This window comes from Bradyrhizobium sp. SZCCT0148 (genome assembly GCF_018129985.1).
GTDB classification, from domain to species: Bacteria; Pseudomonadota; Alphaproteobacteria; order Rhizobiales; family Xanthobacteraceae; genus Bradyrhizobium; species Bradyrhizobium japonicum_H.
The window spans coordinates 344931-357049 of sequence record NZ_JAFCKT010000001.1 but is presented as its reverse complement, the minus strand read 5'-3'; the positions used below and the strand labels follow the sequence as shown (position 1 = coordinate 357049).

8 protein-coding genes and 1 tRNA gene are annotated in these 12119 nt (G+C 64.2%); 4 read left to right on the top strand and 5 right to left on the bottom strand.

Annotated elements, in window-relative coordinates; translation table 11 throughout:
* The first annotated feature begins 2 nt into the window (after window positions 1–2).
* Window positions 3–1115 carry an ABC transporter permease gene (locus tag JQ580_RS01710; protein ID WP_212278022.1) on the top strand — a complete coding sequence of 371 codons (1113 nt, stop codon included), beginning with the start codon at window positions 3–5 and terminating at the stop codon, window positions 1113–1115.
* A 9-nt stretch (window positions 1116–1124) separates the two neighbouring features.
* Here JQ580_RS01710 and JQ580_RS01705 read toward each other — a convergent pair whose 3' ends face one another.
* From JQ580_RS01705 to JQ580_RS01695, 3 genes are all read right to left on the bottom strand, one after another.
* A complete protein-coding gene (locus tag JQ580_RS01705) occupies window positions 1125–1613 on the bottom strand; it encodes a DUF2059 domain-containing protein (protein ID WP_212278021.1) in 489 nt (162 codons plus the stop codon).
* 29 nt (window positions 1614–1642) lie between these two features.
* Window positions 1643–2857 carry an OpgC domain-containing protein gene (locus tag JQ580_RS01700; protein WP_212278020.1) on the bottom strand — a complete coding sequence of 405 codons (1215 nt, stop codon included), beginning with the start codon at window positions 2855–2857 and terminating at the stop codon, window positions 1643–1645.
* A 315-nt stretch (window positions 2858–3172) separates the two neighbouring features.
* A complete protein-coding gene (locus tag JQ580_RS01695) occupies window positions 3173–6226 on the bottom strand; it encodes an ATP-binding protein (protein WP_212278019.1) in 3054 nt (1017 codons plus the stop codon).
* A gap of 290 nt (window positions 6227–6516) precedes the next feature.
* On the opposite strand from JQ580_RS01695, the gene JQ580_RS01690 reads away from it, so the two are divergent.
* Window positions 6517–7008, top strand: coding sequence for a hypothetical protein (locus JQ580_RS01690; RefSeq protein ID WP_212278018.1), 492 nt, complete (start codon window positions 6517–6519; stop codon window positions 7006–7008).
* Window positions 7009–7186: 178 nt separating this feature from the next.
* Here the strand turns inward: JQ580_RS01690 and dusA are convergent, their stop codons facing one another.
* Complete coding sequence (dusA, locus tag JQ580_RS01685) at window positions 7187–8134, bottom strand: tRNA dihydrouridine(20/20a) synthase DusA (RefSeq protein WP_212279173.1); 948 nt, start codon at window positions 8132–8134, stop codon at window positions 7187–7189.
* 426 nt (window positions 8135–8560) lie between these two features.
* Window positions 8561–8637: transfer RNA gene (locus tag JQ580_RS01680), tRNA-Met, on the bottom strand.
* A 368-nt stretch (window positions 8638–9005) separates the two neighbouring features.
* Between JQ580_RS01680 and JQ580_RS01675 the strand changes: the two genes are divergently transcribed.
* Together JQ580_RS01675 and JQ580_RS01670 are read left to right on the top strand one after the other, a co-directional pair.
* Window positions 9006–10382 (top strand): coniferyl aldehyde dehydrogenase, encoded by a 1377-nt coding sequence (locus tag JQ580_RS01675; protein WP_249133990.1) that lies wholly within the window; start codon window positions 9006–9008, stop codon window positions 10380–10382.
* Between the two features lie 113 nt (window positions 10383–10495).
* Entirely contained in the window at window positions 10496–12088 is a 1593-nt protein-coding gene (locus tag JQ580_RS01670) for a GMC family oxidoreductase (RefSeq protein ID WP_212278016.1), read from the top strand.
* The last annotated feature ends 31 nt before the right edge of the window (window positions 12089–12119 follow it).

Below are 12119 nucleotides of genomic sequence, written 5' to 3'. Positions count from 1 at the left end.
CCATGCGTCTCGACAACTTGCTCCAGCTCGGAATCAAGGAATTGCGCGGCCTGGCGCGCGACCCCGTGTTGCTCGTGCTCATCGCGTATTCCTTCACGTTTGCGGTCTATGAGGGTGCCAACACGCTGCCGGAGACCTTGAACCGCGCCGCGATCGCCGTTGTCGACGAAGACCATTCGCCGATCTCGACGCGCATCGCGATGGCGTTCACCGCCCCCTACTTCTCCACGCCTCGGCTCATCTCGCAATATGAGATGGACCGACGGATGGATGCCGGCCTCGACACCTTCGCCCTCGACATCCCACCGGACTTCCAGAGCGACCTCCTGGCGCGAAAGGCACCGACGATTCAGCTCAATGTCGACGCGACGCGCATCTCGCAGGCTTTCAACGGCGGCGGTTATGTCGAGCAGATCGTCGATGCCGAGATCGCGGAGTTCCTGGCGCGCGCCCGCGAAGCCCGGAAACCGCAGATCGACCTTGCGTTGCGCGTCCGTTTCAATCCGGAGCTGAAGAGGTCCTGGTTCGGCGCGATCGACCACCTCATCATGTCGATCACGATGCTCTCGATCATCCTGACCGGCGCGGCGCTGATCCGGGAGCGCGAGCCCGGCACGATCGAGCACCTGCTGGTGATGCCGGTGACGCCGCTGGAGATCATGGTGAGCAAGGTCTGGTCGATGGGCGCCGTGGTGCTGGTCGCCACCGCCCTGTCGATCGCCTTCGTGGTCAAAGGCTGGCTGGACGTCACGATCGACGGCTCGGTGGCGCTGTTTCTCCTGGGGACGGCACTTCAACTGTTTGCGACCACCAGCATGGGCATCTTTCTCGCCACCGTCGCCGGATCGATGCCGCAGTTCGGGCTGCTGCTCATCATGATCCTGCTGCCGCTGCAGACCCTGTCGGGCAGCATGACGCCGCGGGAAAGCATGCCGCAATTCGTCCAGGACATCATGCTGGCAGCGCCCAACACGCATTTCGTGATGCTCGCGCAGGCGATCCTGTTTCGCGGTGCCGGCCTGGAGGCGGTGTGGCCGCAGCTGGCCGCGCTCGCCGTGATCGGGGGCGTCTTCTTCGTGATCGCGCTGCGGCGCTTCCGCGCGTTCCTGGCTTAGGCCTCGGCTTCAAAGCTTGTGCCCCTTCTGGCGCAGCGCCTCGATCAGGCGCTGCTTCAGTTCGTCGGCGGCCTTCTGGCTGACGTCCTGGCTGATCTGCGCACTCGCCTGCGCCAGCGCGTCCGACTTCTCCAGAAACTTCTTGCCGGCCGGATGGGCATAGAACGCGTCGATCTGGCGCAGCTCGTCCACGCTGAAGCTTTGGGCATAGACCACCGCGATCTGCTCGACCATGGACGCAACGAACGGAGCATAGATGTCGGAGCCGGGTGCCGTCACCGCATCGTAGTCGCGCTCCATCTCCGGCCTGTCCTGCGCGATCACGGGCCGAAGCTTGAGCAGAAGCTGCGGCAGCAATACGCGGTAATGATCGGCGACCTTCAAGGTGACGACGAGCTTGCGCGCCGCGCTCATCGCCTCCGGCGACGGCGCCTGCGCCGACGCACCGCAGACGAGAAGCAGGAGCGTGCCGGCGATCGTCAACAAGCGTTTGGACATGGGGCTCTCCAGGACATGCGGACGATGCTTCAGCGGTTCGCGGGAGCCGCGCGTGCGGTCGCGGCTTGCGCGCTTTCGACGATCTCGGGCTCCTCGACCTCGGTCACCTTCACGAACAGGTCCGGCACGCGTTTGGCGCGGTCGAGCAGCCAGGCCGCGCCGATCATGATGGCGATACCGACGATGGAGACGGCGAGCTGCTCCAAGACGCCTTTTGTGTATTGCGTCAGGATCCAGTGCGCCGAGAATGACAGGAATACGCCGAGGCAGAAGATCGGCAGCGAATGCTGGCCGCAGAGGATGACGGGCCGCAGCCAGACGCCGTGCAGCACCCGCCATTTGCGCGAGATGAAATGGGTCACCCAGATCGCCAGCGCCAGGAAGTGCGTGAAGCGCAGCATGTCGAGGTCGGTCTTGTCGATCGGGTAGATCGCCTTGATCATCCATTTCGGGATCAGCGCCTCGAGCGCGGGGATGTGCCAAGTCATCACGATCAGCAGCGCGAAGACGAGCCAGGCCGCGGCCAGCCCCATCGCCGCCCGCGACCACACCCATCTGGCGACCTTGTCGATCTGGCCGACGCCGCACCAGGCCGCGAACACGAACATCAGCTGCCAGCAGAACGGGTTGAAGTACCAGGTGGTGCCGGGCGGATAGGAGGCGATGTTCCAGTTGAACCAGCGCGACAGCACGTAGAGCACGACGGAGGCGGCGAGCGTCAGGTTCGGCCGGCGCACCAGGCACCAGACCATGAAGGGCGAGGCGAGCACCAGCATGATGTAGAGCGGCAGCACGTCGAGATTGACCGGCTTGTATTTCAGCAGGATCGCCTGCCCGATCAGCTCGTCCGGATGCGACAGGAAGTTGAACACGTTGAACTCGTGCTGGTACATCGGATTGTCGAAGCGCCGCGCGGTGCGGGCGATCTGCGCGGTGAACAGTAGGAACAGCATGATGTGCGCGACATAGAGCTCCGCCGCCCGCCGCCACAGCCGCTTCAATGCGGCGAGAAACCAGCCGCCGGCCACGATCGGTCCATAGATCCAGCCGACCAGATAGCCGGAGATGAAGACGAAGAATTCGGCGGCATCGCTGAAGCCGTAATTGCGCAGCGTCAGCCAGGCCACGACGTCGTGCGGGATGTGATCGAGGAAGATCATCCACAAGCCGATGCCGCGGAAGAGATCGAGCCTGAGGTCGCGCTCGACCGGCGCCAACAAAGCTGACTGGTCCCGTATGATCATGGCCCCGCCTCGTCCGATGGGCGTCGCGCCATGGCGGCGCCGGCAAAATGCAATGCTAAAAAATGCAGATCAAAAGTCACCTGGCCCTGCGACTGGTCCCGACGGTAGCCGACCTTGGATTCGGTGCAAGGGCTTCGGCACTGCGGTGTGCGAGGCTGCCTGTCGCAGCCGCCCGGCGACCGGCCCGATCAAAATTCTCGAAAACAACCCCATGCACAGTAGCTAACCCTTTGTGCTGCCTATGAAAATTTTTGGACATTTTGGGCCGATGATTCGGTCCGCGGCGGCGCAGTGCAGACCCGATCGGACGCAGCGTCAGATGAGCTCGCTGCCCTGGCCGAGCACCTCGGTCAGCATCGCCTCGGCCTTGCGCTGGAGCGGCCGCGCGCCGCTCTCGGAGGCGATCGCGACGGCGGATCGCAGGGACGCAAGAATGGCTGCCCTGCTCTCCGCACTGGAGGCCGGCGTCACGACGGCCTCGCCGAGCAGGGCTTCGGCCTCGAGGCCCGAAAACCCCTGCTGCCGGGCGGTATTGCGGGCCTCGCGCAGCATGTTCTGCGCGGCCCTGACATCGCCGAGGCGACAGGTCGCGAGTGCAAGGTAGATCGAGCTGCGCAGCACCGCCGAGGTATAGCCGACCGCCTTGGCCTCTTCGCGCGCCTCGGCCAGAACGCCGCGCGCCCGGTCGAACAGTCCCTGCTCCAGATAGGCCATGCCGAGGTGGCAGGCGAGCACCGGCACGAACAGGCGGATGCCGTGCTTCTGCGCCAGGACAAAACCGTCCTCGAGAATGGCGGCGGCCGCCGCCGGATCGCCCCGGCCGAGCATCAGCCAGCCCCCGCTATAGGCGGCTCCCGCAAGATCGTACGGACGATTGGTCTCCGCCGCGATCGCGGCGGCCTGGCGCTGGAGCTGCTCGGCGGCGTCGAACTCGCCCATGACCGTGTGGGTAAAGCTCTTCATCATGCAGCAGAGCAGCAGCAAGTTCCTTGGCGTCGTCCCGATCGGAGCGCTGGCTTCCGGTCCAGCCAATTGAGCGTGCGCCAATGCCACCGTCCGCTCTGCTTCGTGGTAACGGCCGGCAAGGAAATAGGCTTGCCCGAGACCATATCTCGCAAGATTGAGCCACCCCAGATTGCCCCACCGTTCCGCGAGGCGGACGACCTCTTCATTGACCGCGACCGCTTCGACCGGGGCTCCATAGAAGTTCTGCGCGCCGGCCCTGACCGTCATCGCGGCAACCTTGCGTCCGATGTCATCGATCGCGTCGGCCCGCCGTTCGGCTTCCTTGCCCAGGTCCAGCCATTCGGCGACATGGCCGGACGCGATGAATGCCGAGCGCGCCTCCATCCGCAGATCGATCGCGTCGGCCTCCCGCGACACCCTCATCGGCGTCTTGTCGAGCGAGCCCATGGCGATTTCGAAATAGTTGGCCGCGTCCGCAAAAGCCGACCGGCTCAAACATTTTCGTCCGGCGCTCCTGCCGTGGACAAAGGCCTTGTGCCAATCCTTGGCGCGCACCGCGTGATAGCACAGCGTATCGGGCTCATCCGCGCAGGTTTCGTCGCTCTCCAGCGTCCGAAGAATGCGCGCGTGAATCTCCTCGCGCACCTTTTCGACCATCGAGTCGTATGTGACCTGGCGAACCATCTCGTGTCGAAATTCGAGTTCGTCGCCCAATTCGCTGTCGATCCTGACCAGCAGCTCGGCGCGATCAAGCGCGGCAAGGCAGTCCTGGACGTGACCCTCGGGAAACTCGACGAGCTTGCGCAGCATGGCTACGGTCGATCGCGGCCCAAGCGCTGCCGCGATCTGCAACACGGAACGTTCCTGTCGCGACACGCGATCGAGGCGTGCTGCGATCACGCCCTGGATGCTCGAGGGGATACCGAGCTCGTCGATGGGACGCATGAGTGCGAGATCGCCCCATTGGCCGCGAAGCGTCCCACTATCCCTCAGCCCACGGCAGACCTCCTCGATGAACAGAGGCACATTGGCCGTGTGCGAAATGATCCGGGTCTTGAGATCGTCGTTCGCGGTCGACGGACCGAGCATGTCTGCCAGCATAGCCAGCCCCGAATCGTCGTCGAGCGGCCGCATCGCCACGATTTCGGCGTGGCAGCGCGCGATCCACACCGGCATTCCGTTCGGCCTGGAGGTGAGGAGCACGAGAAGACCGGGCGCCTGCAACGAAGCAATCGCGGCCACGACCGTATCGCTGGCCCGGTCGATCCAATGCAGGTCCTCGAGCAAAAGGACCGCGCGCTGACGGCGAGCAAGGCCCTCGACGACGGCGCAGCTCGCATCGGAGATCGCGCGCCCCCGAGCGTGAGGCTCAAGCTGATTCCACTCAGGCTCCGAGATCGGCAGATCCAGCACGGCATCGAGGGCGCTTTGCTGGATCGGTGGCAGATCGCTTCGCGGATCCCCGGAGCCATCCGGATCTTTCGCGGCCGCCTCCAGCAACGAGAGCAGGAGGCGCTTCAGCGTACTGAACGGAGCGCCCTGGAGGTTCGGGCTGCATTCGGCATCGACCAGGCGCCAGCCCTCGGCCTTGCGCTCCTGGGCGAACTCGTGCGCCAGCCGCGACTTGCCGATGCCCGCATCACCCAGCAGCAGGACCGTCTGACGGCCGGCACCCACGCTGGCTGCGGCGCGGCCGAGCAGCGCGCGCTCCGTGACACGATCGACGAACCGCGACACGCTGCGCGCGCGCCGCACCCGCCAACTCGAGAGATCGCTGGCGCCGACGATCCGGTAGACCGGCAGGGGCTGGTTGAAGCCACGCAGAGTCCTGTCGCCCAGGAATTCGAAACGGACATGCCCATCCGCAAGCTTCTGGCAGGCTTCCGACACATAGATCTGATTCGCTTCCGCCGCCGATTCCAGCCGCGCGGCCAGATGCTGGGCGGCCCCGCCGATCTCGTAGACCCTGGAAAACTCGCTGGCGACCATGTACGCGACGACATGTCCGGAATGGAGGCCAACCCGCACCTGCAGGCTGGAATCGCCGAGGCTCCCAACGCGCCGGACGAGTTCGAGCGCCGCGTGACAGGCCAGTGGGGCATGGTTGTCGTCCGCAATGGGAGCGCCGAACACCGCGGCGATCCCATCACCGAGCTCCTTGCTGACAATGCCCCCGAACTGACGCACCGCCCCTCTCATCGCGGCCAGGGCCGGCTCAAGGCGCGAGATCGCCGCCTCCGGCTCCAGCTCGGCCACTAGCCCGGTCGAATCCACGACGTCGGCACGGAGAATGGTGACGAACCGGCGCTCGCTGTCGGGATCGGAGCGTCGCACGGCCAGCCCGCATTTCGCGCACCAGCTATCGCTCGGGTCGATCGTCGCCTGACATGCGACACAATGCATTCCTGAGCCTTCAAAAGTCACGACGGCATCCTATGCCGACCGGTGCTCGCGACGGAGCCTCGCGTAGAATACCTATCGGGACATGCATGGCAATCGACCTTGCAGCGAAACATAGCTGTGTCGTCCAAGGTGGCTCTCTGGACGAAATGCATTTTCGGGTGGTAGCTTCGCCGTCGCGCGAAAATGGGGCCGCGCGTTGGTGGGGCGCCGAGGCTTTTCATAACGGCCAACGAGCTTTTGCTGGGCTGCACGATTCCCTGATTGATTAGATCGTTTCGAAGGACAAGAGGATGGGCGGAAGGACATATAGCGGCAAGGCATTTCGAGACTTGATGAACGCCAATTACTATCCCCTGGCGAACATGAAAAAGAGCGTCGCCAAGCTCAAGGCATCCGACGACATCGACCTGGCGACCCTGGAATACGGCCAGTACCATTTGATCCTGAACCCGCCATCGAGATGGCCGCAGGGAAGCGCCAAGTACTGGCATAAGGAAAAGGGCCGGGCCCGCCTCGACCTCAGCACCCAGCCGAACACGGTGCCGCTGTCCAGGGACGAGCCGGGCGTGATTCCCCTGACGCGCTGCGATCTGCTCGATGCCTGCGTCCGGAAATGCTTCAACTCCGAGCCGCCGATCCCGATGAAGACCAACATCATCGTCCACGCGCCGAGCGACGCCTACGCCCACCGGCACGAGATCCGGCTGGAGTGGGAATACAAGAAGGGTTCGGACAAGCCGACGCTACTCTATCTGACGATGGTCTGTCCGTACAAGGATTGATCCCCCATCCACCCCGGAAGCGAATGCCTCTGATCTCGTCGCCGGCCTCGCCGAGGTGAAGGGAGACAGTCCGTTGCCGCCGCGCGCATGGGCGCGCGGGCCGGCAGACCGGCTGGGCTGCTATCGCGAAAAGGGGACAACCGGCGAAGCGCAAAGTCTTCAGGCCGCGGACGACGCGTTAAGCAGCCTGCGTGAACGCCAGCTTGCCGATCGCATCTCTCAATACGTTCGTGTCTGCCCCCGGCCGGGTCGCTTGCTCGGCAAGATGTCGGCGGAACGATCGCGCGCCGGGGACCGCGTGGAATGCGCCGACGAAATGCCGCGTGATCGCGTGCAGCCGCGTACCGCGTGAAAGCTGCCGCTCGACATAGGGCATCATCGCCTCGAGGGCGTCCTGCATGGTCTCGTGAGGCGACAACTCGCCGAAGATGTCGGCATCCACCGAGAGTAACCGCCACGGCTCCTGATATGCCGCGCGGCCGAGCATCACGCCGTCGACATGCGCAAGATGCTTTCTCGCTTCGTCGATGCTCAGGATGCCGCCATTGATGATGATGGGCACGTCCGGCATCGCACGCTTGAGACGATAGACGCGGTCATAGTCGAGCGGAGGGATGTCACGGTTCTCCTTCGGCGACAGGCCGTTGAGCCAGGCTTTCCGTGCATGCACGATCAGCGTATCGCAACCAGCGGCGACCACTGCCCGCGCCAGAGTATCGAGCGCGACTTCTGGATCCTGGTCGTCGATCCCGATGCGGCATTTCACCGTCACGGGAATGGCGACCGCCTGTTTCATCGCGGCGACGCACTCGGCCACCACTTGCGGCTCCGCCATCAGGCAGGCACCGAAGCGGCCGTCCTTCACCCGATCGGACGGACAGCCGACATTGAGATTGATCTCGTCATAGCCGAAGCCCTCGCCGATCCGCGCGGCCTCCGCGAGGTCGCTCGCGTTCGAGCCGCCAAGCTGCAACGCGAGCGGGTGCTCGACCTGGTCGAACCCAAGCAGCCGTTCCCGGTCGCCATGAATGACGGCGCCGGTCGTGAGCATTTCCGTGTAGAGCAACGCCGACCGGGACAGGTGGCGGTGGAACACCCGACAATGGCGATCAGTCCAGTCCATCATCGGCGCCACGGAGAAGCGACTTGGCGAGATCTGCAAACTTGCTGCCTCTTTGGGGGAACGTGCTTCCGGCCTGGGAAATACCGCGGGGGTCACCACAATTCAACCCGAGCCGGCCCTCGCAGTACCCGACCAAGCAGGCCCATTTGCGCACAGAGCTCTTCAAGCTGATGCGCAGCAGGAAGCGATGTTTTTGATTTTTCGAGATCAACCCTCCCTGAAAAAGGACAGGGATGAGCCATTGTCAGGCTGCCGTCGAGACGCCGGCGCGTTCGTAGTCGCAACGAAGCTTTCGGAGCACTCGCACTGATATTGTCAGGTCCGGCCGAGGGTGGAGCGGCGCCGCTCGACCCTGCACACACTCCCCGAAACAGAAATGACCCGCGCGATGCGGGCCATTTTTCGTATCAGATCCGGTCGATCCGAATTTGGTTGCGGGGATAGGATTTGAACCTATGACCTTCAGGTTATGAGCCTGACGAGCTACCGGGCTGCTCCACCCCGCGTTAAACACTTGCTTTGCCCTCGGCTGGATCCCGGGGACGGTTGGTTGAGGCCGGCGCTGTTCGCGTGGCTTTTCTCGTCCGTCCCAAAGGCTTCCTTGGAAGGCAACCCGGGGCAAAGCCCGTCGGGTGCTGGGCGTATGTATCAAGGCGGGCTGTCTTTGGAAAGGGCTGAGGGAACGTTTTTTTCGACTTTATGACAGGGGAATCGACCAATTTCCGCTGCGTTCCCTGCGCTCTTGCCAGAAGTTCCACAAAGAGCCAGCTTGCAGCAACAAGATTGAAGCCGAAACGCTTCTTGAGGGAGGAACGCCGTGGACAGATCCCTGACGAGCGCCCCGGTCGGAGCGCTGGAGGAGGCCTTCCACGCCATGGTGGGGCGGTCGCGGGACGAGCCGCCCGCCGGCCTCGCCGAGCGGCTCGACCGGCTGGCGCGGCTGCGGGCCGTGTTGGCCGACAACGAGGAGCGCTTCCGGCAGGCGATCTCGGCCGATTTCGGCCACCGCTCGGCGGTCGAGACCACCATCGCAGAGACAATGCTGGTGTTTTCCGAGATCCGGCACGCCACCAAGCACTTGAAGAGCTGGATGGCGCCGCAGCGGGTCGCGACCGCGCTGCAATTCCTGCCAGCGCGCAACCGGCTGATACCGCAGCCGCTCGGCGTCGCCGGCATCATCGCGCCCTGGAATTATCCGCTCCAGCTCACGCTCGCGCCGGCGATCGGCGCGCTCGCTGCCGGCAATCGCGTCCTGATCAAGCCGAGCGAGCTCACCCCGCGTTTCGCAGGCCTGCTGAAGGAGACGGTTGCCGCGCGATTCGATGCGACCGAGCTGCTGGTCACCGGCATCGAGGGCGGGATCGCAGAGGCATTTGCGCGCCTGCCGTTTGATCACCTCGTGTTCACGGGCTCGACCCGGGTCGGGCGGATCGTGGCGGAGGCCGCGGGGCGTAACCTCACGCCGGTCACCCTCGAGCTCGGTGGCAAGTCGCCTGCGATCGTCGACGCCTCGGCCGACCTCGAGGAAGCGGCCGAGCGCATCGCCTATGGCAAATTGCTCAACGCCGGGCAGACCTGCATCGCGCCGGATTACGTGCTGGTGCCCGAACCCGCGCTGCAGGCCTTTGCCGAGAAGGTGCGCGCCCATATGCGGCGGATGTTCGGCACCGATCCCTCAAACAAGGACTACACCTCGATCATCTCGGACCGGCACTATGCCCGGCTCGAGGGCCTCGTCGCGGATGCGGCGCAGCGCGGCGCAAAGATCCTGCAACCGGCGAAGGCGGACGATCCCAACTGGAAAGCACACCGCAAATTCCCGCCAACGCTGATCGTCGGTGCGACCGACGAAATGGCGGCGATGCAGGAGGAGATTTTTGGGCCGGTGCTGCCGATTCTTTTCTATCGCGACCCAACTGAGGCCATCGCTTTCATCAACCATCGCGACCGGCCGCTGGCGCTGTACTGGTTCGGCAAGGATGGCGCCGCACGCGACGACGTGCTGGCGCGCACCGTATCCGGCGGCGTCACCATCAACGACTGCCTGTTTCACTTTGCGCAAATCAACCAGCCGATGGGCGGCGTCGGCGCATCCGGCACCGGCGCCTATCACGGCGAATGGGGCTTTCGCACGTTCAGCAAGCTGAAGCCGGTGTTCTACCGTTCCAAGTTCAACCGCCTCGCCGATCTCTATCCGCCTTATGGCGGCAAGATCGCGCGGCTGGAGAAGTTGATGCGGTTCATGTCGTAGCTGTCAGACATTGCGAGCGCAGGGAAGCAATCCAGACTGCCCCTGCGGAGGGATGCAGGATTGCTTCGTTGCGCTCGCAATGACGAGAAGAAATATAAAGGGGGAAACAAACATTGACCGACACATTCGATTTCGTCGTCGTGGGCGCGGGCTCCGGCGGATGCGCGGTGGCGGGGCGGCTATCGGAGGATGCGGCGACGTCCGTGGCGCTGCTCGATGCCGGCGGCAAGAACGACAGCTGGCGGATCACCACACCATTCGGACTTGCCCTGCCCTACAAGACGGCCAATTGGGCCTTCGACACGGTGCCGCAAAAGGGATTGAACGGCCGCATCGGCTATCAGCCGCGCGGCAAGGGCCTTGGCGGCTCCTCGGCAATCAACGCCATGGTCTACATCCGCGGCCATCGCTCCGACTACGATCACTGGGCTTCGCTCGGCAATGCCGGCTGGTCGTATGCGGACGTGCTGCCCTATTTCAAGCGCTCGGAGAACAACTCCGATTTCGACGGCGAGTATCATGGCAAGGGCGGCCCGCTGCATGTCAACAGGCTGCGCTCGGACAATCCGATCCATGACATCTTCCATCAGGCCGCGCGCGAGGCGCAGTTTCGCATCCGCGACGACTTCAATGGTGATGACCATGAAGGGCTCGGCAGCTACCAGGCGACGCAGCACAATGGCGAGCGCTGGAGCGCGGCGCGGGCATATGTTCAGCCTCACATGGACAAGCGCGCGAATCTGCGCGTCGAGACGGGCGCGCACGCCACCAAAATCCTGTTCGAAGGACGGCGCGCGGTCGGCATCGAATATCGGCAGGGCAAGCAGACAAAGCAGATGCGCGCGCGCCGCGCGGTGATCCTTGCCGGCGGCGCCTTCCAGTCACCGCAATTGCTGATGCTGTCGGGCATCGGCGACGGCGATGCGCTTCGACCGCACGGCATTGGCGCCGTCCATCATCTGCCGGGCGTCGGGCGCAATCTGCAGGACCACCCGGATTTCGTGTTCGTCTACGCCTCCGACTATCCGCACTTCGTTCATGCCTCGCTCGGCCGGCTGACGTCCCTGCTCCGCGCCATCCAGCAATATCGCCGCGAACGGCGCGGCCTGATGACCACCAATTTTGCCGAGTGCGGCGGTTTTCTGAGAACCCGGCCTGACCTCGACGTACCGGACATCCAGCTCCACTTCGTCATCGCGATGCTCGACGACCACGGCCGTAAAAAGCACAAGGAGGCGGGCTTCTCGTGCCATGTCTGCCTGTTGCGACCGAAGAGCCGCGGCAGCGTCTTTTTGAAGAGCGCCGATCCGCTCGCGGCGCCCCTGATCGATCCGAATTTTCTCGGCGAGGAAGAAGACGTCGAGGGGATGGTCGCAGGCTTCAAGACCACGCGCCGCCTGATGGAGACGCCGGCGCTGCGCGCGCTGCAGAAGAAGGATATGTTCACGTCCGACGTGCGGACCGACGACGACATCCGCAACATTTTGCGCGAGCGCGTCGACACCGTCTATCACCCCGTCGGCACCTGCAAGATGGGGACGGATGCGATGGCCGTGGTCGATCCGGCGCTGAAGGTGCACGGCGTCGAAGGATTACGCATCGTCGACGCCTCGATCATGCCGACGCTGATCGGGGGCAACACCAATGCGCCGACCATCATGATCGGGGAGAAGGCAGCGGATATGATCAGGGCGGAGATGCGGTAGCTCTCTCGCTTCCGTCATTGCGAGCGTGCGT